The following is a 21914-nucleotide window of genomic DNA, read 5'->3' on the forward strand; positions in this document are numbered from 1 at the left end:
GCACGGCCCGGACCTGCGGTGCGCCCGGAAGCCGGCCGGTCGGCCGTCAGCAGGCGATCGGGGACGACCCGAGCGCCACGTCGTCGAACCAGAGGGTGTCGTCACCGACGCCGTAGCTCTCCCAGCCGAGCCGGAAGGTCGTCGGCCGGGGCGCGGTGGAGCGCACCAGCCACTGGTTGTCGACGTCCTGGGTCGGCACGGTGTCCAGGTGGAGGCCGGGCACCTCGACGTCGTCCAGGTAGGTCCGCATGGCCTGCTGGGTGGTGTCGATCTGGAAGCGCAGGCAGACCCAGCGGCCGGTGGGCAGCGCCGCGCTCTGCGCGACACCCGCCGGGCTCTGCACGGGCAGGGTGGCGTCGTCGGACTCGCGGTTCCACTGGAGGGCGCCGTTCTGGCCGCCGATCCGGAGGTCCTTCCCGCCGTCGCGCGCGTCCGCGAAGGTGAGGGAGGTGACGTGGGCGGCGGGCAGGGCGGTGGTGTGCCGCACCCGCAGCCGGGCGTACACGACGGGGCCGACCGCGGAGACGTCCTTCGTGGTGCCGACGAAGACGTGGTTGCAGTAGCCCGCCCTGCCGTCGATCCGCAGCGAGCGGGTGCCGCTGTAGGCGACGGCGGTGTCGATGGCGGCGGTGCCCGTGCCGGAGCAGTTGGGGGTGACGGTCTGCCAGTCGCCGGTGGGGGCGCTGCCGGTCTGGTCCTCGAAGCCGGAGCAGACCACCGCGGTGCCGCAGCCGGGGACGGGCGGCGTCGGGTCGGCACTCGGCGAGGGACTGCCGGACGGACTGCCGGACGGGCTCGGGGACGCGCTGCCGGACGGACTGCCCGACGGGCTCGGACTCGGACTCGGGCTCGGGCTCGGGCTCCCGGAGGGGCTCGGGCTCGGCGAGGCGGTCGTGCCGCCGTTGCACGGCGTGCCGTTGAGCGTGAAACCGGACGGTGCCGGGGCGGCGGCCGCCCAGGTGCCCTGGACGCCGAACTCCGTGGCGCCGCCGGTCGCGAGGCTGCCGTTCCAGGCGGCGTTCACGGCGGTGACGGCCGTGCCGGTCTGTGTGGCGGTGGCGTTCCACGCGGAGGTGACGTGCTCGTCGCCGCCGTACGTCCAGGTGAGGCGCCAGGACGTCAGCTGCGGGCCGAGGTTGGTGATCCTGACGGCGGCGGTGTAGCCGCCGGTCCAGCGGTTGGCGGTGTAGTCGACGCGACAGCCGGGGCTGTCGGCGGCCGAGGCGGCCGGCAGCGGCAGCAGGGCCGCGGCGGTGGCGACCAGGGCGGCGCAGGCGGCGCCCGCGGTGGTGCGCAGGCGGCGTAAGGCGGGGGTGGCGGGGGTGGCGGTGGGGGGCATGGTGGTGCGTCCTTTCGCAGGCCGGGGTGGGGGCCGTGCGGGGCGCCCGGGCTTCCGGGCGCCCCGCACGGGTTCAGCTGCGATCAGCCGGGCGCGCGGTCAGCTGCAGGCGGCTCCGTTGACCGTGAACTGGGTGGGCAGGGTGTTGCTGCCGGAGTACGTGCCCTGGAAGCCGAAGCTCGCGGTGCCGCCGGGTGCCAGGGTGCCGTTCCATCCGGCGTCCTTGGCGGTGACCGCGGCGCCGGTCTGGGTGACGGTGGCGTTCCAGGCGTTGGTGATCGTCTGGTTGCCCGGGTAGGTCCACTTCAGGGTCCAGCCGGCGATCTGGGTGGTGCCGGTGTTCTTGACCGTGGCCGTGGCGGTGAAGCCGTTGCCCCAGGCGTTGTCGACCTTGTAGACGACGTTGCAGGAGGAGGCGGGCGGTGCGGTGTCGTCGTCGGCCTCGGTGGCGGTGAAGGCCGCGGCCTCCGCCCCGGTGCCGCCCGCGGAGAACACGGCCGTGCCGTTGGCGGTGTCGGCGTCCTGCGCGGCGGAGACGGTCACCTGCTGGGCGGTGGCCCAGTTGGCGGGGGTGAAGACGAGGCTCGCGCCGGCGGTGACGGCGAGGTCGGTGTCACCGGAGGTGCGGGCGACGGCGACGGTGACGTTCTGCGCGGGGGCGGACGACAGCCTGACCGCCACGGTGGCGGAGGAGCCCTCGGCGACGGTGACGGCCGCCGGGGCGGCCTGCACCTTCGGGGTCACGGGCTGCGTGGTGTCCTTGCGCTCCGCGGCGAAGGCGGCGAGCCAGGCCAGCGGCGCGTTCCAGTTGATCGCGACCTCGTTCGTGGAGTACGAGCCGATGTCGTCGATGTAGCACTTGGCGGGGGCGCAGCCGGCCAGCTGGGCGGTCGCGATCGGGTCCTGGAGACCGGAGTTGGGGCCTCCGGCGAAGGAGCCGGCGGGCGGGTGCGGCAGCGAGGCGTCGTTCTGGTGCGCCCAGAAGCGGTGGTGCTCGTTCTCCGAGGCGTGCTCGCCGTAGCCGGTGACGTACGACTGGTTGAGCGCGTTGCGGCCCAGCAGGTAGTCGAGGGCCTCCAGCGCACCGGCGCGGTAGCGCTGCTGGCCGGTCAGCTCGTAGGCCACGGCGATGATCATCGCGTTGTTGGCGACGGAGCTGTTGGAGCCCCACACGTAGCCGTCGGAGGCGATCGGCACGGCGTAGCCCTGGCCCGCCATGGTGGCGAGGTAGCCGTCGGCGGCAGTGGTCAGCTGGGTGCGGATGCGGGCGAGATCGTCGGCGGGCAGGCCGACGCCGGGCACGGTCGCCAGGGTGATCCGGCCGAGCGTGGCGGTGCCGCCCCACCAGAAGGCGTCGACGGGCCCGGCGTGCAGGGCGGAGGAGGTGACGGCGTCGCGGTACTGCGTCTCGCCGGTGGTGGCGTACAGCTCGGCGGCGGCCCAGTAGAACTCGTCGGTGACCTGGTTGTCCTCGTACGCGCCGCCGCCGGTGCTGTCGGTGGCGGGGGCGAGGACGTTCGGGTTGGCCTTGGCGGCCGTCCAGGCGCGGCGGGCCGCGTCGAGGCAGCGGGCGGCGAACGCCGCGTCGTACGGCGCGTAGACGCGGGCGCACTGCGCGGCCGAGGCGGCGAGGTTGAGCGTGGCCGCGGTCGACGGCTTGTGCAGCTCGCGCTGCTGACTGTCGAGCTCGGGGCGGGTGGGCAGGCCGGTCCACTGCGCGTCGTGGATCTTGTGGAAGGCCATGCCGGCCATCGGCTTGCCGGCCGGCACCTGCATCCGCATCAGGAAGTCGAGCTCCCAGCGGGCCTCGTCGAGCACGTCGGGCGTGCCGTTGCCGCGCTCGGGCACCTTGAGCGTGGAGTCGCCGACGCCCGCGTCGCCGCCGGCCCGGTGGGCCCGCTCGAAGGAGTTGACGAGCTGCCAGGTGGCGATGCCGCCGTTGACGACGTACTTGCCCTGGTCGCCGGCGTCGTACCAGCCGCCGCGGACGTCGAGGCTGTAGTCGCAGACCCCCGCCTGGCAGGGCACGCTGGTGTCGCCCTTGTTGGGGGCGACACCGAGGTGGCCGGCGGGCCGGGCGTAGGCGGAGCCGGCGAGGGCCGCGTCGATGGCGATGCCGCTGCGCTGCTGGTAGAAGAACTGCATGCTGTCGGCCCGCAGGCCGTCGTAGAGCGCCGCGGAGATGTCGAACGGGTAGCTCGTCTGACCGTCGACGACCAGGGTGAATCCGCTGCCGGTGCCGGTGTAGGCGCTGAAGTCGGCGAGGTGCGTCGCGTCGCCGGAGGCCGCGTCGGCGCCACGGACCGTGGTGGTGCCGGAGGCGACGGCCGCACCGGCGGCGTTGCGCAGCTGCCAGGCGAGCGGGGCGGTGGCGGAGCTGACGACGGTGGCGCGCTTGGGGCCGTCGGGCAGGTAGCCGAGCTGGTTGACGCGCACGGTCGAGCCGGCGGCGGTCACGGCCGCCGGGGCAGCGGCGGCGGTCACCGGGACGGCGGCCAGCCCGGTGGCGACGAGGGCGGCGCCGGCCAGGGCGGCGGCCGCCCTTCGCGTCAGGGAGCGGGTGGTGAGAGGAGGCACGGGTGGGGCCTTCCAGGGTGGGGGGTGGGAAGCCGGGAGCTGTGGGAGCGCTCCCAGAGGTATGAAGCCAGCGCCGCCGAGAGCACGTCAAGAGGCATGCACGGATTGGCACTTCGCCGCAGACCGCGGGAGCGCTCCCCCGGCACGGTCGCCGCGCGGGCACGCAAGCGGGCAATCCGGGGCAGCCCGGACGGGCCGCGCCGGGCCCGGCACCGGCCCTCCACGCCACGAGTAGACAGTGTCTACTCGCACCTGGTAGACAGCCCGCATGACCGAGGACGACAACGGGCTCCGCGCCCGTCTGGTGCAGGTCGGCGTCGACCTGCTCGCCGCCGAGGGGATGCAGGCGCTCACCCTCCGGGAGATCGCACGCCGGGCCGGGGTCTCCCACGGCGCACCCCGGCGGTACTTCCCCACCCACCTGGAGCTGCTGTCCGCCATCGCACGGCGCGGCTTCGCCGACCTCGCCGCCCGGGCCGCCACCGCCGGACGACCCGACAACGCCGCCGCCACACCCGCCACACCCGCCGCACCCGGCCCGGGCGGCCCGGACGACCCGGGCAGCACCGACGGCGACGGGCCGCCGCCCGACCCCCGCGCCCGCCTCCTCGCGCTCGGCCGGACCTACCTCGACTTCGCCCGCACCGAGCCCGGCATGTTCGACCTGATGTTCCGGCACGACCTCTTGGAGAGCAACGCGCTCGGCCTCCGCGACACCAGCCTGCCGCTCTTCGGCCTCCTCACCGACCTGATCGCCGCCGTCCGGCCCGTGCCGCCCTCCGGGGCCGCACCCCGGGTCACCGCCGGAGCCCTCTGGGCCAACCTGCACGGCATCGCCCAACTCCGCGCCTGGGGAAGCCTCGCGCTCGCCACCGGCAGCGACGACGTCGAACCCCTGCTGCGCGCCGCCCTCGACGCCCACCTCGGCCCGGAGCCGGGCACCCGCACGCCCGCCGCCCGGGGGGAGCGGCCGTGACCACCACCTGGAGGCAGCGCCTCACCCTCACCTGCAGCATCACCGGTGCCGTCACGGTCGCCGTGGACGGCACGGTGCTGACCGTCGCCCAGCCCGCCCTGCGGCACGACCTGCACACCTCGCTCGGCGCGGTCCAGTGGACGAGCACCGGTTACCTGATCACCGTGGCGAGCCTGCTCGTCCTCTCCGGCCGGATCGGCGACCGGTACGGCCACCGGCGCGTCTTCGCCCTCGGCATGCTGGGCTTCGCCGGGGCGTCCGCCGGCATCGGGCTCGCACCCGGCATCGGCGGCGTGATCGGCCTCCGGATCCTCCAGGGCGCCTTCGGCGCGCTGCTGCAGCCCGCCACCCTCGGCATGCTGCGCGCCGCCTACCCGGCCGACCGGCTCGCCATGCCGATCGCCCTGCGCACCAGCGCCATCGGCCTCGCCGCCGCGGCGGGCCCGCTGGTCGGCGGCGCGCTGACCACGCACCTGGGCTGGCGGTCGGTGTTCTTCCTCAGCGCCGTCCCGGCCCTGCTGGTCGGCGTGCCGGCCCTCGCCCTGCGCGACGGCCGGGCCGCCCCGGCGCTCCGCCCCGCACGCCCGGCCGGCCTCGACCTGCCCGGCGCGGCCCTGCTCGGCATCGCGCTCGCGTGCCTGGTGCACACCCTCGTCCGGCTGCCCGAGACCGGCCCGACGCCCGCGGTCGCCGTCGGCTGCGCCGTCGCCGCGACGGCCGGCACGGCCTTCGTCCGCCACGAGCGGCGCACGCCGCACCCCCTGCTGCCCGCGCGGCTGCTCACCTCGGCGCCGATCGTGTGCGCCCTCGCCGTGCTGGTCACCGCGTCGGCCGCGCTGTTCGGCACCCTCTTCGTCAGCACCTACTACCTGCAGGACGTCCTCGGGCTCGACCCCTTCGGCAGCAGCCTGCGCGCGCTGCCGCTCGCCGCGGCCATGGTGCTCGGCGCTCCGGTCGCCGCCGGCCTGCTGCGCCGCCACGGCCCCCGCCGCACGGCCGGCACGGCGGCGGTCGTCCTCGCCCTCGGCGTCCTGGTGCTCTCCCGACTGGGCCCGGCCCCCGCCGAGGCCGCGATCGGCGGCGGATTCCTGCTGCTCGGCACGGGGTTCGTCACCGTGATGGTGACGGGCACGGCCGTCGTCGTACGCTCCGGCCCCGCGGCGGACGCCGGCGTGGCGGGCGGCCTGCAGCAGACCGCGCTCAACATCGGGCCGGCCCTGGGCGTCGCCGCGGCGGCGGCGCTGCCCGCGCTCACCACGGGCCGGACGGGCCTCCCCGCGATGGCGCCCACCCTGACGGCGCTGGCGGCCGTCGCCGCGGTCGGCGCCCTGGCCGCGCTCGGCCTGCCCGGCCGCACACCGCCGCACGGGGCGCCGCCGGCCGGCGGCCGGCCCGGGGCCGCCCGGCGTCCGGCGGAGGCGGACCCGCCGAGCGCGGCTGCGGTCACCGCCGGCAGCAGCGCCGCGGGGTCGGGGAACGCCGGGACGACCGCCTCCACCGTCGACCCGCCGTCGGCCCTCTGACGGGCCGGCAGCCGAACCCCGGCGGGCGGAACGGCGGGTCGTAGCCGGCGGCCGGGGCCGGGGCCGGGTGACGGTGACCGACGGGCGGGCCGCCGTCACCCCGGAGGCCGACGTGCGGGGGAACGTCACCGGTCGCACGCCCGCACCGGGCGCCTCCCGTCCGGCCTCCGGACCGGCCTGAGGGCGTAACCCCTGCAGGGTCCCTGCGGTCGGAGGTCGGTCTAAATCGATGGATCGGCCGATCGCCGCACTCCTAGAGTGACGTGGCCACCGGGCGCAGAGCGCCGGCCACCCCCCTCACCCACCAGGAGCGGACGATGCGCGCCCCCTACCCGCGGACCCCGCACCTGCCGTGGTCACCCGGGGCGACCGCCGACGACGTCCGGGCGGACGGGCTTGCGGGGCTGCGCGGCCTGGAGGTCGTCGTCACCGAGAAGCTCGACGGCGAGAACACCACGCTCTACCGCGACGGCCTGCACGCCCGGTCCCCGGACTCCGGCCACCACCCGTCGCGGACGTGGGTGAAGGGACTCCAGGGCCGGATCGGTCCGGCGATCCCGGCCGGCTGGCGGGTGTGCGGCGAGAACCTTTTCGCGCAGCACTCCCTCGCCTACCGGTCGCTCGACAGCTGGTTCTACGGCTTCTCCGTCTGGGACGCCGACGACCGCTGCCTCGACTGGGACGCCACCGTGCGCTTCCTGCGCCGCCTCGGTGTGCCCGCCCCGCCCGTGCTGTGGCGCGGCGTGCTCGACGAACGCGCCCTGCGGGCGCTGCGGTTGGACACCGACCGGCAGGAGGGCTACGTCGTGCGGAGCGCCGCGGGCTTCGCCCGGGCGGACTTCGCGCACCGGGTCGCCAAGTGGGTCCGCCCGCGACACGTCCGCACCGACACGCACTGGATGTACGCGGCCGTCGTGGAGAACGGGCTCGGCCCGGCCGCGGCCCTCTGGGCGGTGCGCTCCGGCGCGCCCGCCGGGCCGGCGGCCCTGCGGGCCGCGGTGGGCCTCGCCCCTGATCCGTCCGCCTCCGGTGATCCGTCCGCCTCCGGCCCGTCCGGCCCGTCCGGCGCGGACACCGCCGACGCGGCGGTCGCCGACGTCGCCGCCCGGCTCGACACCCTCGGCCGGACGGGCGACGACCGGCTCGCCGGTGTCCTCGCCGCCGCCCTGCACGGTGCCCGCCGCACGGAGCTGGCGGCCCACCTGGCCGGCCCGCTCGGCCTGCCGACGGCCCGGCGCGTCGCCGACCTCGCCGGGCTGCACCCGGCCCTGCACCGTCCGCACCCGGACGAGCAGCGCCGCTCCGGCCTCGTCCGGCTCTCCTTCGCCGCCGACCTGGGTGTGCTGCACGCGCTCGCCGCGGCGGTGCTCGCCGGACGGACCGGCCCGGAGGCGGAGGAGGCCCGCGGGCAGGTCGAGTGGTCGGCGCTGCACGCCGAGGACGCCGGGCTGCTCGCCGGTGGCGGGGCGTCCCCGCTGCACCGTCTGCGGTCCGGGCTGCGCGAGGCGTTCGCGGACCTGCCGCCGGACGCCGCCCAGCGCTGCTGGGCGGAGGCCCGCGCGGCGTTCGCAGACGGCAGGGTCGGCACCGTCGACGAGGCGGTGGCCGCCACCTGGCGGTGGCGGGCGGGGGCGTTCCCCCGCCTGGTGCAGCTGGTCGGCCCGTCCGGCAGCGGCAAGAGCCGGTTCGCCGCCGGGCTGCCCGGCGGCGACGTCCGGATCTCGCTGGACGACCTCCGTCAGGCCCGCGGCGACCGGGCCGACCAGCGCGCCAACGGCGACGTGCTGCGCGCGGGCCTCGACCGCCTCGACACCGCACTCGCCGCCGGTACGGCCGCCGTCTGGGACGCCACCTCGCTGAACCGCCACCAGCGGGCCGCCGTGCTGGCCGTCGCGCAGCGCCGCGACGCCCTCGTCACGCAGGCCGTCGCCGTCGTCGGCGCGGACGAGCTGGTGCGGCGCAACGCCGTCCGGCCGCACCCGGTGCCCGCCGCGGTCCTCGCCGAGCAGTGCCGCCGCTACGGCCCGCCCTACCCGGGCGAGGCCCACCGCACCTGGTACGTCGGGCCGTCCGGCACCGTCGACGACACCGCCGGTACGCTCGACGAGGAGGACCTGTGATGCGTACCAGCGAGCAGATCTACCACCGGGTCCGCTGGGACGCCCGGTTCGACCCCGCCCGGTTCGTGCTGGTCGTGCAGCAGCGCGGGGCGGAGCCGAAGCGCATCCCGCTCGACGCCTTCGCGCCCGGCGGCGACGTGCCCTGGCACCGGGTGATGTGCGTCGAGGCGGACGGCGCGACCGTGTGGGACCGCGCGGCAGGCGTCGACCTCCTCGACTCCTGCGAGGCCGGACGCGTGCGCGATCCCCGCCGCCTGCGCGCCCCGTTCTTCACCGCCCGCACCCCGTACGCCTGGCAGGCCGACGGCTGGCGGCCCGCGCCCGACGGGCCGCCCCGCGCGGAGCCGGCCGCCGCCACCGTGCGCGTGCTCACCTGGAACACCCTCTGGGACCGCTACGACGGCGACCGGATCGACACCGCCCGGCGGCGCCCGCTGCTGCTGGCCGCCCTGGAGGCGGCCGACGCCGACGTCATCGCGCTGCAGGAGGTCGAGGCCGGGCTCCTCACCATGCTGCTGCGTGCCCCGTGGGTCCGCGCCGCCTACACCCTGGGCACCGACCCGGCGGGCCGGGACACCGACGAGTGCGGTGTGCTGCTGCTCAGCCGCCTGCCCGTGCTGGAGGCCGGGCGCCACCTGCTCGGCCCGCACAAGGCCGTCGCGGCGGTCACCGTGCGCACCGCCGACGGGCCGCTCACCGTCGCAGCCACCCACCTCAGCAGCGACCACTCGGCGGACGGCCCGGCGCGCCGCCGGAGCGAACTCGCCCGGATCGCCGAAGGGCTGGCCGCTCTGGACGGCGAGCTGCTGCTCGTCGGCGACCTCAACGACGGACGCGACGGGCCCGACGGGCCGGCTGCCGTGCTGGGCCTCGACGACGCCTGGAGCCTGGTCCACGGGCCGGCCGACCGCACCCCGACGTTCGACCCGGGTGCCAACCCGCTGGCCGCCGTCGCCTCCCTGACCGGCCGGGCGGGCCGGCTCGACCGCGTGCTGCTCCGCCCCGGCGGAGCGCGGCGGGCCGTCCGGGCCGTGCTGTGCGGCGACACCCCGGCGGCGGACGGGCTGTACGTGTCCGACCATTACGGTGTGGAGGTCGACCTCGGGCCGGGCGGCGCCGAACCCGCCGGCACCTTCGACGTCGCGCCGACGGCCCGCACCGCGCTCGCCTGGCTGCCGCCGGAGGAGCTGTGGCCGCCGGTCCAGGACATCCGGCTCGCGCACGACCCGCAGGTGCACCGCTGGCCGCCGCACGTCAACGTGCTGTTCGGCTTCGTCCCCGAGGCGGACTTCGAACGCGCCGCACCGATGCTCGCGGAGGCCGCGGCCGGGATCCCGCCGTTCGACGCCCGGCTGGAGGGGGTGCACACCTTCCGGCACCGGCAGGACGCCACCGTCTGGCTCGACCCGGCCGCGGCCGGGGCCGCGGCGTGGACGGCTCTGCACCGGGCGTTCGCGGACCGCTTCCCTCGGTGCCGCGGCCGCGCCGAGGGCTTCACCCCGCACCTCAGCCTGGGCCGCACCGACCGGGCCGACCGGGTGGTGGCCGACAGCGCCGCCCGCCTCGCCGGCGCGACCGCCCGGGTCGACACGCTGACCCTGCTCTCCCGCCGCGGCGACGGGCCGATGCGGCCACGGGCCGTCGTCACCCTCGGCACCGGCGCCGTCCGGTGGCTGCCCGAGCCTCCGGCCCACTCCCCTGCTCCCGTCCTCGACGACGCCCTGGACGACGGCCCCGGCGACGAGCGGGCCGCCGGCCGCGTCACCCGCCGGATCGCGGCGGCGCTGGCCGACGGCGCGGTGCACGTGGTCGGCTCCCGCCGGACGGGCTGCGCCCTGCCGGGCGCCGACCTCGACCTCGTGGCGGTGCTGCCGGGCACGCCCGACCTCGCCGGGGTACGCGCCCGAGTGGCGGCCGCCCTGCCCGGGGCCGGGCCCGTCCGGGAGGTCACCGGCGCCCGGGTGCCCGGTCTGCGGTTCACCGACGGCGGCCTCGGCGTCGACCTCGTCGTCGTCGCCTCCGGCGCCCTCGACCCGGCCGCGGCGGTGGCGCACCGGGCCGAGCTGGGCGAACCGGCGGCCGTCGCACTGAGCGCCGTCTCCGACGCCGGGGCCCTGCTCGACGCCGCGGGCGCCGACCGCGCCCCCTTCGCCGGGCTCACCCGGGACGTGAAGGCGTGGGCGGCGGCCCGCGGTCTCGACTCCGCACCGTTCGGCGGGCTCCCGGGCCTGGCCTGGTCGGTGCTGACGGCCCTGACCGCGGCCGAGGCCGGGCACCTCCCGCCGGACGCCCTGCTGCAGCACTTCTTCGCCGCCTGGGCGGCGTGGGACTGGCGCACACCCGTCGGCCTGTCGCCCACCGGTGCGGCGGCGCCGGCAGCGGTTCCCGCTCCCGGTGACGCCGTGACGGTCCTGACGCCCACCGCGCCCGTCCGCTCCTGCACCGCCCAGGTCACCGCGGGCGGCCGGGACCTCCTCGTCCAGGAGCTCTACCGGGCCTGGGAGATCACCGAGGAGGCCGCCGCCACCGGCACCGACCCTCGGCCGGCCCTGCTGTCACCGCCTCCGCTGCACCGGCGGCACGCCGCCTGGGCGGTGGTGACCGTCCGGACCGACGGCCCGGCGGGAGCGGCCGGGCCCGTGGGCGCCGTCCGCGGCCGCGTGCGAGCGCTGCTCGCCGCCCTCGACGAGGCGGGCGTGGCCGACGCGCACGCCTGGCCCCGGCCGTTCGGGAGCGGGCCGGGCGTCGTGCGCTACGCGGTCGGTCTGGGCAGCACCCCGCCCGACGCGGAGCGGCTCGCCGGGATCACCGGGCGCTGGGGCCGCGGCCTGACCGGCACCGAGGTCGCCCGGGTGGACGGCGGCGGGGTGCCGACGCTGCACTGACCGGCCTGCGGGCGGTGCGCCAGCGACTCCTCGACGTCCGCCCGGGCCGCGGCGAAGCAGCCGTCCGACAGCAGCAGGCCCGCCCGGTCGGTGAGGGCGGCGGCGAGCGCGGTGCCGTCCCGGTCGAGCCCGGTCCGGTGCAGCGTCCGCGCCAGGCCGACCGCCTCGTCGAAGTACGGCAGCGGCAGCGGCCTGCCGGGCCGGTCGTACGGCGGCACGTCGCCGAGCACGGCGGCCCGGAGGGCCAGGCGGCGCTGCAGTGCGACGAGCCGGCCGAGGTGGGCCGCCGGGTCGGCCTCCGCCGCGGGCCGGAGCCGGTCGGCCTCCGTGCGGAGGTCCTCGGTCTGCTCGGCGTAGCGCCGCCGGACGTCGAACGACCACGTGTGGCCCTGCGAGCCGAACGGCGGCAGCGGCCCGTCCGCCGCGGCGTGTTCGGCCGGGGCTCCGGAGAGGGCGGCCATCAGCCGCCAGGTGTGCCCGGTCCGGCCCCGACGCCACTCGCCGCCGTCGGCCGCCAGGGCGCCGAGCAGGTCCGCCGCCTCCCTCCCGGCCAGGTCGGCCTCGCCGGGACGCCCGGCGCCGTCGAGCATCCGGGCGAGCTGGAGCAGCACGTGCGCCACGCAGGCCGACGGGCCGTGCTCCGCGGCCGCGCGTTCCAGGGCGAGCACGCCCTCCAGGGCGGCGACGGCCTCGCCGGGGCGGCCGGCCGCCTCCAGCCGGCACGCCCACGCGATCAGCGTCCCCGACGACGCGGACTCCCACCCGGTGCCGGGCCGCATCCGGACGGCCTGGCCGTATGCCTCCGCGGCCTCCTGGTGGCGGCCCTCCTCGGCGAGGGCGTCGGCCCACTCCTCCAGGCCCCGGCGGGCGAGCGGGCTGCCCGGCACCGCCGCCCGGGCGAGTGCCGCCATCTCCTCGCGCACCGCCAGGCCCTCCGCGCGGCGGCCGAGGTCGTAGAGGTGCAGCTGACGGCTCCGCAGGGCCTGGACGAGGACCTCCGGGCGCCGCGGGTCGTCCGCGGCCATGCCGCGGGCCGCGGCGACGGCCTCGTCGAGCAGGGCGAGCCGCGCCTCGGGCAGGTGACGGACCTGCGGGTCGCGGCTGAGCTCCGCGAGGGCCCGCACGAGCTTCGGGGCGTGGACGGCCGGGCTGAACGGGAGGAGCGCGCGGTAGGCCGTCACCTCCTGCAGGAGGTCGAGCCGGCCGGTGCCGAGCAGCAGTACCCGGGCGCGCAGGGCCGCGTCGTGATCCATCGTCTCCCCTTGTCCTCCACCCCCGGATCGGCCCCCGCCGGGTGCCTGGACAGCACGGCGGCACGCCGCTGCCTCCGGGTGCGGAGACCGGCGTACGGGAAGGGTGGATGCCGACGATTCTGGGGGGCCGCGGCCGTCCGGGAGAAGGGCCGGCGGACGTGCTCCTGGTCCTACCGGCGGGGCCCGTGACGGGGCATGATGGACCTGGCACTCTCCCGGCGGCCGTTCCCGCACCGCCGCACGCCACAACCTGACTGACGTTTCGTCAGGTTTCCGCCCGTGCAACCTTGACGGGAACACGCCCACCTTGCTTGGCTTCTGGGGCTCACCCACCACCGTTCCGCCCTTCCGGCCGCCAGGGCGTCGACATGCCGTGGCCCCGTGGGCGGGGCGCGCTCCGTACGCACACCCCCGCACTGGAGGATCCGTTGAGCACTGCGACCACCCTGCGCGCCGCCGTCGGCGCCGCCCTGGCCCTGGCGCTGGCCGCCACCGCCCAGACCGCGTACGCCGGGCCGGCGAGCGCCCGCACCGAGGCGCCGCAGCCCGCCCGCCCGTACACGTCCGTGCACACCGCCGAGGACGACACCGCACGGGCGCTGGCCCGCTCGGTCGGCGACGCCGCGTGGCGGGCCCGGCTGGCGGCCGCGACCGCCGGCGGCGCCGAGGCCGACCTCGCCGCCCTCACCGCCCGCCCCGACGCCGGGGCGGGCCACCGGCTGGCCGCGCCGGTCGCCGCCGCGAACTCCGCCGTGCTCACCGCGAAGGGCCTGGGCGGCGGTGCCGGGCCGCTGCTGCGGGTGCGGCTCGGCGACGCCTCGATGCGCGCGGCCCTCGACGCCGGCACCGCGCCCTGGGTCGCCGCCGCGCCCGCGGACGACGACGCGGCCTCGTTCACCGCGTACGACGCCCGGGGCCGCGCGCACACCGTGGACACCGCCCGGGTGCCGGAGCAGCCGCTCTACCTCGTCGACGTCGACGCCGGCCGGGCGCTCGCCGCCGGTGCCGGGCTCCTCCGGCAGGCGCTCGGCGGGCCCGCCGCGGCCGCCGCGGCGACCGGCTGGTGGGCCACGAGGATCGACTCGGTCGAGCTCTCCGACGACGAGGAGCCGTGGTTCAAGGGCGACGCCGAGGTGTACGCCCTGGTCACCGGCTTCGGCCTGGACGGCAAGGTACGGGTCGACCCGGTCGACATGCCCTACCTCGACTCCGACGGCACCGTCTACCGCCCCAACCAGCTCCTGGTGAACTGGTCCTCCTACAAGTACAACCTCGCGGACGTCGTGATGATGGAGGAGGACGGCGACACGAACTACCAGGCGCTGGCGAAGGCGATCGCCGCCGTGCTGCTCACCGTCACCGACCAGGGGGCGTACGTCCCGCTGGTGAACGCCGTGCTCGACGCGATCCCCACCGAGTGGTGGACCGACGACCCGGACTACGTCGACTCCTGGTACACCCTGGCCCGCACGTCCTCCGGCACGCTGAACGGCGCCCGCGGAAACGGCCGGATGAGCGTCTCCCCGTACTACGTGTCGGCGTTCTGACGGCGCGACGCCCCGCCCCGGCCGATTCCCGCAGGATCCCCCGGCGGCTCGGATAGCTTGGCCGCGGAGCACACGGCCGCCCCCCTCGGGCGGGCGGCCGTGCCCGAGACGACGAGGGAGCACGGATCTGATGGCACAGCAGGTACGGGGAGTGATCGCCCGGTCGAAGGGCGCGCCGGTGGAGGTGGCCACGATCGTGGTGCCGGATCCGGGGCCGGGTGAGGCGGTGGTCCGGGTGCAGGCGTGCGGGGTCTGTCACACCGACCTGCACTACCGGGAGGGCGGGATCAACGACGAGTTCCCGTTCCTGCTGGGCCACGAGGCGGCGGGCGTGGTGGAGTCGGTCGGCGAGGGCGTCACCGAGGTCGCGCCGGGCGACTACGTGATCCTCAACTGGCGTGCGGTGTGCGGCCGGTGCCGGGCCTGTCGGCGCGGACGCCCCTGGTACTGCTTCGACACCCACAACGCGAAGCAGCGGATGACCCTGGAGGACGGCACCGAGCTCTCCCCCGCGCTGGGGATCGGCGCGTTCGCGGAGAAGACCCTGGTCGCGGCCGGGCAGTGCACGAAGGTCGACCCGGCCGCCTCCCCGGCGGCGGCCGGGCTGCTGGGCTGCGGGGTGATGGCCGGGCTGGGTGCGGCGATCAACACCGGCGGCGTGGGCCGCGGCGACTCCGTCGCGGTGATCGGCTGCGGCGGCGTGGGCGGCGCGGCCGTCGTGGGGGCGAAGCTCGCGGGCGCGGGCCGGATCATCGCCGTCGACCTCGACGACCGCAAGCTCGCCGGCGCCCGCACGCTGGGTGCCACCCACACCGTCAACTCCACCGCCACCGACCCGGTCGAGGCGATCCGGGAGCTGACCGGCGGCCACGGCGCGGACGTCGTCATCGACGCGGTGGGGCGTCCCGAGACCTACCGGCAGGCGTTCTACGCCCGCGACCTGGCGGGCACCGTCGTCCTGGTCGGCGTGCCCACCCCGGAGATGCGGCTGGAGCTGCCGCTGCTCGACGTCTTCGGCCGCGGCGGATCCCTCAAGTCGTCCTGGTACGGCGACTGCCTGCCCGGCCGGGACTTCCCGATGCTCATCGACCTCTACCTGCAGGGCCGTCTGGACCTCGACGCGTTCGTCAGCGAGACCATCGCGCTGGACGGCGTCGAGGAGGCCTTCGGGCGGATGCACCGCGGCGAGGTCCTCCGCTCGGTGGTGGTGTTCTGATGACCGCCCGCATCGAACACCTCGTGACCTCCGGCGAGTTCACCCTGGACGGCGGCAGCTGGAAGGTCGACAACAACGTCTGGCTCGTCGGCGACGACACCGAGGTGATCGTCGTCGACCCCGCCCACGACGCGGAGGCGATCGAGGCCGCCGTCGCCGGCCGCCACGTCACCGCGATCGTCTGCACCCACGGCCACAACGACCACGTCAACGCCGCCCCCGACCTCGCCGCGGGCACCGCCGGACCGGTGCTCCTGCACCCCGACGACACCGAACTGTGGCAGTACACCCACCCCGGGATGCGGCCGGACGGCCCGCTGGAGGACGGCCAGACGCTGACCGTCGCCGGCACGGAGCTGACGGTGCTGCACACCCCGGGCCACAGCCCGGGCGCGGTCTGCCTGTACGCCCCGGCCCTGGGCGCCGTGCTCACCGGCGACACGCTGTTCGCGGGCGGGCCCGGCGCCACCGGCCGCTCGTTCTCGGACTTCCCCACGATCATCCGCTCGATCAGCGACCGCCTGCTCGTGCTGCCGCCGGACACCGTCGTCCACACCGGCCACGGCGACTCCACCACCATCGGCGCCGAGGCACCGCACCTGGAGGAGTGGATCGCCCGCGGGCACTAGGCCCGTCCGGGCACCCGGCCGCGCTCCCCCCGCCGCCCGTGCGTGGCGCGGGGGGAGCGGACGGCGGCGGGCGCCGCGGTGGTCCGCCACGGCGCCCGGCGCGAGTGCGCGGGGCCGCCCGTGGTTGGGGGGCGGCCCCGTTGCGGCGCCGCCCGGATCACGTGCGGCGCCGCCCTCGGTGAGCCTGCCGCACCGCACCGCACCGCCCAATCCGGAACCGCGTTTCCACGGATACGCAATCAATCCGCGGCCTCCGGCCCCGGGGCGAGCTGCTGCCGCGACTGCGCGCCGGTCTTCTGCATGGCCCGGGCCACGTGCTGCTCCACCGTGCGCGGCGACAGGTGCAGGGCGGCGGCGATCTCCCGGTTGGTCATGCCGCCCGCGGCCAGCTGCGCGACCTCCGTCTCCCGGGGCGAGAGGAGGTCGCCGTAACCGGGCCGGCCCGGGGTGCGGCGCTCCTCGGCGGGCCGGCGTCCGCGCAGTTCGGCCCGCGTGCAGGCGGCGTCCCAGGTGGCGCCCAGCGCCTCGAACCGCCGCGCGTTCTCCGCGAGGGCGGCGACCGCCGCCTCGGCCGGGCCGCCGGCCGCGAGGGTGCAGCGGGCGGCCGCGGTGCCGGTGAGCGCCGCGTGGTACGGGCGGGGCAGGGCCGCGTACAGCCGGGCGGCGGCCCCGTGGTGGCGGGCGGCACCCGCCGCGTCGCCGACGGCCTCGGCGAGCGCGCCGCGGGTCCAGTGCAGGGCGGCCTCCGCGGAGGGGGCGTCCCGGCCCTCCAGCCCGGCGGCGAACTCCGCGGTCATCTCGCGGGCCGCGGCCACCGCGCCGGAGCGGGCGGTCGCCTCGACCGCCCAGGGCGCGAGCTCGGCCGCCCAGGCCCAGACCCCCTTGGCGCGCATCCGCTGCCAGGCGGTGGCCGCCTCCGCGGCGGCCGCGGGCAGGTCGTCGCGGGCCAGCGCGAGGCGCACGAGCGCGCCGGAGATGGTGGCGGAGAGCGGCACGGGGCCGCCGTCGAGGTCGATGGTGTCGGGGCCGGTGAGGTGGACGGCGGTGTCGGCCCAGGAGCCGCGGGCGAGCGCGAGCAGGCCGAGCACCATCCGGGCGTCCGAGGCGATGTACGGCATCGCGCCGGCCTCGTCGACGAGGGCACCGGCGCGGGCCGCCAGCCCGGCCCACCGGCCGGACGCCCAGTCGAGCACGAGGGTGCAGGCCCGCCCGGTGTGTTCGGCGTAGGAGGCGCCGCTGCGGGCGGCGAGGGCGACGCCCTCCCCGAGGAGTGCGCGGGAGCGTTCGTAGTGGCCGAGCCAGACGGCGGCGTCGGCGGCGTTGCACAGGCCGCGGGCGGCCTGCTGGCGGGCGGCGACGAGCCCGCTCTCCCGGGGCAGGGCGTCGACGAGCGGCCACGCCCCCGGGTCGCCGGTGCTGAGCAGCACGCTGGCCCGGTTGGCGGCCACCGCGGCCCGGACCACCGGGTCGTCGGCCTGCTCGGCGACGGTGACGGCCCGCTCGATCCAGGCGGTGTTCTCGGCGAGCGAGCCGCCGGGCCAGTACGGCATGGCGAGGGCCGACATGGCGCGGGCGAGCAGCACCGGCTGGCCCTGCAGCTCGCCGACGGAGTGTTCCAGCTCCCGCAGTCCCTCGACGCAGCGGCCCATCTGGTTGCAGAGCAGCAGGCCGAGGTCGAGCCGGATCTCGCCGCGGACGGCGGGGGCGACGCCCGGGTCGGCGACGATGTGCCGGAGCACCTCCACCGTGCGGTCGGAGCGCAGCCCCATGACCGCGGCGCGGGCGAGCAGCGTGGCGAGCCGGGAGCGGGCGTGCTCGGGCACGGGCCCGGTGGCGAGCGCGGATTCGAGCAGGCCGACGGCGCGTTCGAGTCCGCCGTCGTCGATGTGCCGGCGGGCGGCGTGCTCGACGGCGGGCAGCCAGCCCCGCAGGTCGCCGCAGGCCAGCCGGTGCGCGGCGACGCGCTCCCACGGCACCGGCTGGCGGCGGGCCAGCACGCGGGCGGCGCGCCGGTGGAGGTCCTCGCGGTCCGGGCCCGGCAGGTGGGCGCGCAGGGCGGCCGCGGCGAGCGGCACGCCGAAGCCGTACCGGCCGTCGCCGAGGTCCTGGAGGGCCGCGGTGCGCAGCGCGGCGAGGAGTGCGGTGCGGGCCTCGGCCGGGGTGAGGCCGGCCGTCCCGGTGAGGTCGGCGGCGGTCGCCGGGCCGTCGAGGACGGCGGCGGCGTGCACGACGGCCCGGTGGCCCGCGCTCAGCGCGGCGGTGCGGCGCAGGACGAGTGCGCAGAGCCGGGGCGGCGGTGCGGGGTCGGTGCCGGCGGTGAGGGCGGCGGCGGTGGACGCGGCCGTGGCGGGGCCGAGGAGGTCGGCGACCACCTGGGCGTTGCCGCCGGCGGCCCGGTGGAGGTGGGCGGCGAGGCCGGGCGGGCCGTGGTCCGGTCCGAGGGCGGCGGCGGCCCGGCGGCGGACGTCGGCGACGGTGAGCGGGCCGAGCACGTGCCGGACGACGGTGAGGGCCGCCGGGTAGTCGGTGGCGGGGCCGAGGGGCAGGCCGGGCTCGGGCAGTTCCTCGGGGCGGTAGGTGAGCACGCAGGCGAGGCCGGGCGGGGGCGCGGCGAGCAGGGCCCGCAGGGCGTCGGCGTCGGCGGCGGCCGCGCGGTGCACGTCCTCGGCGAGGAGCAGCAGGGGGCCTGTCGGCGGTGGGCCGCCGAGGGCGTCCGGGCGGGTGCGGGCGGGTACGGGCAGGTCGGCGCAGAGCCGGGTGGCGAGGGTGCTGCGGCCGCGGCCGGCCTCGCCTTCGAGGAGGACGAGGAGGGGTGCGGCGGCGGGGTCGGCGAGGGTGCGTTCCAGCAGGTGGCGCAGGGTGGCCTCGGCGGGCTGCGGGTCCGGGGCGGGGCGGCGCGGCCGGGTGGCCGCCGGTGGGGCGGTCGGGGTGCCGTCGGCGGGCGGGTCGGTGTTCACCGGGCCGCCCGGTGTTCTTTGCGTATCCGTAGTTCGGTCCCCACTGATTGCGGGTGCGGAGGTGCGGCGGGCAACGTGGCAGGGGTCAAGGCCTCTCGGCCCGGCGGAGCGGCGGGGGCCGTCGCCGACGCCGTCCGCCGTCCAGGCAGGAGCCCCGCGTGAGAATCACGAGTCTTCAGAGCCCGGCCGCCGTGCACTCCGGGCACGGCGGCGGGCTGCCGCCGGTGCGGCGCGTGCTGGCCGCGGTGACGGTGCCGGCGCGGGTCGAGGCCGTGCCGGGGCTGCGCCGTCTCGCACGCGTGGCGACGGACGGCGCGGACGTCTCCGCGGAGGCCCGGGAGGCCCTGGCGGTGATCGTCACCGAGCTGGCGACCAACGTCGTCCTGCACAGCGGCAGCTCCGATCTCTCGGTGGTGTTCGAGCTCTGCGACACCGCGCTGACGGTGAGGGTACGGGACGGCGGCCGCTGGCGGGAGCGTTCGGCGCCGCGGTGCGAACCGGCGGACGTGGACGCGGTGTTCGGGCGCGGGCTGAGCCTGGTGCGGGCGTTCGCCGCGCACACCTCGGTGCTGCGGACGGCGGGCGGCACGGTGGTGGAGGCCGTGATCGCGCGCGGCCCGGCCGTGCCGGGCTGACGCCGGCCGGACACCGGGTGCGCCGCAGGCCGCCGTACACCCTCCGGGGGGAGCGTACGGCGGCCTGCGGCATGCGGCGGGCCGGGGCCGGGCCGCGGGATCAGGCGAGGAGTTTGGCCTTGGCCTGCTGGAACTCCTCCTCGGAGATGGAACCGGCGGCCTTGAGGTCGGCGAGCTTGGAGAGCTCCTGCACGTGGCCGCCGGTCCCGCCGCCGGCTCCGGCGGCTCCGGCGGTGCCCTCGGAGGCGGCGGCCTTGCGGATGTACGCCTGGAAGGCCTCGTCGGCCTGCCGGGCCTGTTCGAGGTCCCGCTGTCCCATGGAGCTGCCGCGGGCGATGAGGTAGACGAAGACACCGAGGAACGGCAGCAGGACGACGAAGATCGTCCATCCGGCCTTGCCCCAGCCGCCCATGTCGTGGCTGCGGAAGATGTCGGTGATGATCTTGAAGAGGAGGAAGAACCAGATGATGAAGAGGAAGAGCTCCAGCATCGTCCAGAAGAGGTTGAGCAGCGGGTAGTCGTCCATGGCACTCCGTCCGAGCCGTACGCCGGCCGACCGGCGGGCTGTCGGTCCACGGCGGCGCCCCCGCACCGCCCGTCCCCGGCGTCCGAGCCGGAACAGGGGACAGAACGAGTCATACCATCGCATTCCTCCCCGACCGCCCGGACACTGGGCCGATCGGGTGGCGTCGGGACCTCGCGGACGGGGAAGGGTCACGGTGCGTCACGGACGATCACGTCCCGGACAGTACGGGGTCACGATTCGGCCGTCGACCGCGCCCGGGCCGGGCGATTCCTTGTGCTGCCGCGTCCGATGTCATTAACTACCAGCGCTAGTTAAGTCGACGAGGGAGCGCTCGTGAGACCACCGGCCCTGGCTCCGCCCGGCACCGCACCGACCGGCCCGGCCCGCCCGCGCCGCCTCCGCGGCCTGCCCGACGAGCCGCCCGCCCGGCGTCCGCTGCGCTCGCAGGCCGACACCGAGGCCGAACAGTTGCTCCGCCGCACCGCCCAGTGCCTGCTCGGCGAGGTCGACTCCCTCGCCCGCGAACTGGTCGCGATGATCACCGAACGCGAACCCGCCTACCGGCCCGCCGCGATCGGCCCCGAAGAGCTCCACCTGGAGGTACGCACCTCCCTGGAGAGCTCCGTCCGGACCCTCATGGACCCGGCCGCCGGCTGGGAGGCCGCCCGGCGCTGCTCCTGGCACATCGGCGCCCTCCGCGCCCAGCGCGAACTGCCCCTCGACGCCCTGCTGCACGCCTTCCGCCTCGGCGGCGGCCTGGTCTGGCGCCGCCTCGTCGAGACCGCCACCCTGCGCGAACCCGACCGGGCCCACCTGCTGCTGCACAGCGCCTCCGGCATCTGGAGCTTCGTCGACGAGCACTCCGACCTCATCACCGAGGCCTACCGCGCCGTCGAGAGCCAGACCGCCCGCGAGCACCGCGAACGCGCGCACGCCATGGTGCAGTCGCTCCTCGACGGCACCACCCGGATCGCCGACCTCGCGACCGTCGCCGCCGCCCTCGACCTGCCCGAGCACGGCCGGTACGTCGTCGCCGCCCTCGCCGCCCCCGACGGACCACTGCTGCGGCCCCGCCCCGCCGAACCGCCCGCGGACCCGCCGCCCGGCGTCCGGATCGTGCGCCACGGCGGCACCGACCGCGAGTACGCCCTCGTGCTGCTCGACGAACGCACCGAACCGGCCTCCCTCGCCGCCCACCTGCCGACCCGTCAGGCCATGCGCGTCGGCATCGGCCAGGTCGTCGGGGAGCTGTCCGACCTCGGCGCCGCCCGCCGCGCCGCGGACGTCGCCCTGCGCACCTGCACCGCCGACGGCGACGTCGCGCTGCTGCACGAGCGCCTGCCCGCCGCCCTCGTCGTCTCCCTCCCCGACCTCGGCGCCGCGCTGGTGGCCCGCGCCCTGGGACCCGTCCTCGACCTCGACCACCAGGACCGCGAGTGCCTGCTGAGCACGCTCGCCGTCTGGCTCGACTCCGCGGGCTCCGCCCAGCGGGCCGGGAGCCGCCTCTACTGCCACCGCAACACCGTCCTCAACCGCCTGCGCCGCTACGAGCAGTTGAGCGGCCGCAGCCTCAACCACCCGCGCGACCTCGTCGAGCTCTCGCTCGCCCTCGACGCGCACCGGCTCCTCTCGGCCTGACCGCCCGCCCGCCCGGGCCCGTCGCAGGGCCGCCGGCCGCCCCGGCGGCCGGCGGCCCCACACCGCCGTGCATCCCCACACCGCCGTGCGTCC

General features: G+C 77.3%; 13 protein-coding genes. 9 read left to right on the top strand and 4 right to left on the bottom strand.

The window, feature by feature from the left end; genetic code table 11:
• Nucleotides 1-46: 46 nt before the first annotated feature.
• Both OG335_RS11115 and OG335_RS11120 read right to left on the bottom strand, forming a co-directional pair.
• Nucleotides 47-1339, bottom strand: coding sequence for a cellulose-binding domain-containing protein (locus OG335_RS11115; RefSeq protein WP_405010914.1), 1293 nt, complete (start codon nucleotides 1337-1339; stop codon nucleotides 47-49).
• Nucleotides 1340-1438: 99 nt separating this feature from the next.
• Nucleotides 1439-3916 (bottom strand): glycoside hydrolase family 9 protein, encoded by a 2478-nt coding sequence (locus OG335_RS11120; protein ID WP_405010915.1) that lies wholly within the window; start codon nucleotides 3914-3916, stop codon nucleotides 1439-1441.
• 268 nt (nucleotides 3917-4184) lie between these two features.
• Between OG335_RS11120 and OG335_RS11125 the strand changes: the two genes are divergently transcribed.
• From OG335_RS11125 to OG335_RS11155, 7 genes are all read left to right on the top strand, one after another.
• Nucleotides 4185-4892 carry a TetR/AcrR family transcriptional regulator gene (locus OG335_RS11125; RefSeq protein ID WP_405010916.1) on the top strand — a complete coding sequence of 236 codons (708 nt, stop codon included), beginning with the start codon at nucleotides 4185-4187 and terminating at the stop codon, nucleotides 4890-4892.
• Nucleotides 4889-6415, top strand: coding sequence for an MFS transporter (locus tag OG335_RS11130; protein WP_405010917.1), 1527 nt, complete (start codon nucleotides 4889-4891; stop codon nucleotides 6413-6415). Before OG335_RS11125 ends, OG335_RS11130 begins: the two co-directional genes overlap by 4 nt.
• Nucleotides 6416-6732: 317 nt before the next feature.
• Complete coding sequence (locus OG335_RS11135; RefSeq protein WP_405010918.1) at nucleotides 6733-8535, top strand: RNA ligase family protein; 1803 nt, start codon at nucleotides 6733-6735, stop codon at nucleotides 8533-8535.
• On the top strand, nucleotides 8535-11420 hold the full coding sequence (locus tag OG335_RS11140) for a poly(A) polymerase (RefSeq protein WP_405010919.1): 2886 nt from the start codon (nucleotides 8535-8537) through the stop codon (nucleotides 11418-11420). Before OG335_RS11135 ends, OG335_RS11140 begins: the two co-directional genes overlap by 1 nt.
• A gap of 1681 nt (nucleotides 11421-13101) precedes the next feature.
• Nucleotides 13102-14220 carry a DUF3103 family protein gene (locus OG335_RS11145; protein WP_405010920.1) on the top strand — a complete coding sequence of 373 codons (1119 nt, stop codon included), beginning with the start codon at nucleotides 13102-13104 and terminating at the stop codon, nucleotides 14218-14220.
• A 130-nt stretch (nucleotides 14221-14350) separates the two neighbouring features.
• Nucleotides 14351-15436 carry an S-(hydroxymethyl)mycothiol dehydrogenase gene (locus tag OG335_RS11150; protein WP_405010921.1) on the top strand — a complete coding sequence of 362 codons (1086 nt, stop codon included), beginning with the start codon at nucleotides 14351-14353 and terminating at the stop codon, nucleotides 15434-15436.
• Complete coding sequence (locus OG335_RS11155) at nucleotides 15436-16065, top strand: MBL fold metallo-hydrolase (RefSeq protein WP_405010922.1); 630 nt, start codon at nucleotides 15436-15438, stop codon at nucleotides 16063-16065. Before OG335_RS11150 ends, OG335_RS11155 begins: the two co-directional genes overlap by 1 nt.
• 239 nt (nucleotides 16066-16304) lie before the next feature.
• On the opposite strand, the gene OG335_RS11160 is transcribed toward OG335_RS11155, so the two are convergent.
• Nucleotides 16305-19022, bottom strand: a complete 2718-nt coding sequence (locus OG335_RS11160; protein WP_405010923.1) for a LuxR C-terminal-related transcriptional regulator — start codon at nucleotides 19020-19022, stop codon at nucleotides 16305-16307.
• Nucleotides 19023-19180: 158 nt separating this feature from the next.
• Here OG335_RS11160 and OG335_RS11165 point away from each other — a divergent pair, with 158 nt between their 5' ends.
• Nucleotides 19181-19657: an ATP-binding protein gene (locus tag OG335_RS11165; RefSeq protein ID WP_405010924.1), complete on the top strand. Its 477-nt coding sequence runs from the start codon at nucleotides 19181-19183 to the stop codon at nucleotides 19655-19657.
• Nucleotides 19658-19757: 100 nt separating this feature from the next.
• Here the strand turns inward: OG335_RS11165 and OG335_RS11170 are convergent, their stop codons facing one another.
• Nucleotides 19758-20183, bottom strand: a complete 426-nt coding sequence (locus OG335_RS11170) for an SHOCT domain-containing protein (protein WP_405010925.1) — start codon at nucleotides 20181-20183, stop codon at nucleotides 19758-19760.
• 333 nt (nucleotides 20184-20516) lie between these two features.
• Here OG335_RS11170 and OG335_RS11175 point away from each other — a divergent pair, with 333 nt between their 5' ends.
• Entirely contained in the window at nucleotides 20517-21821 is a 1305-nt protein-coding gene (locus OG335_RS11175) for a PucR family transcriptional regulator (protein ID WP_405010926.1), read from the top strand.
• Nucleotides 21822-21914: the final 93 nt, after the last annotated feature.

Origin of the sequence: Kitasatospora sp. NBC_01539 (assembly GCF_045040525.1) — a bacterium.
GTDB lineage: Bacteria > Actinomycetota > Actinomycetes > Streptomycetales > Streptomycetaceae > Kitasatospora.

Excerpts from the sequence above, each read along its gene's own strand:
- OG335_RS11115 (WP_405010914.1), bottom strand. The coding sequence starts at position 1,339 with ATGCCCCCCACCGCCACCCCCGCCACCCCCGCCTTACGCCGCCTGCGC.
- OG335_RS11125 (WP_405010916.1), top strand. The coding sequence starts at position 4,185 with ATGACCGAGGACGACAACGGGCTCCGCGCCCGTCTGGTGCAGGTCGGC.
- OG335_RS11135 (WP_405010918.1), top strand. The coding sequence starts at position 6,733 with ATGCGCGCCCCCTACCCGCGGACCCCGCACCTGCCGTGGTCACCCGGG.
- OG335_RS11140 (WP_405010919.1), top strand. The coding sequence starts at position 8,535 with ATGCGTACCAGCGAGCAGATCTACCACCGGGTCCGCTGGGACGCCCGG.
- OG335_RS11150 (WP_405010921.1), top strand. The coding sequence starts at position 14,351 with ATGGCACAGCAGGTACGGGGAGTGATCGCCCGGTCGAAGGGCGCGCCG.
- OG335_RS11155 (WP_405010922.1), top strand. The coding sequence starts at position 15,436 with ATGACCGCCCGCATCGAACACCTCGTGACCTCCGGCGAGTTCACCCTG.
- OG335_RS11170 (WP_405010925.1), bottom strand. The coding sequence starts at position 20,183 with ATGGACGACTACCCGCTGCTCAACCTCTTCTGGACGATGCTGGAGCTC.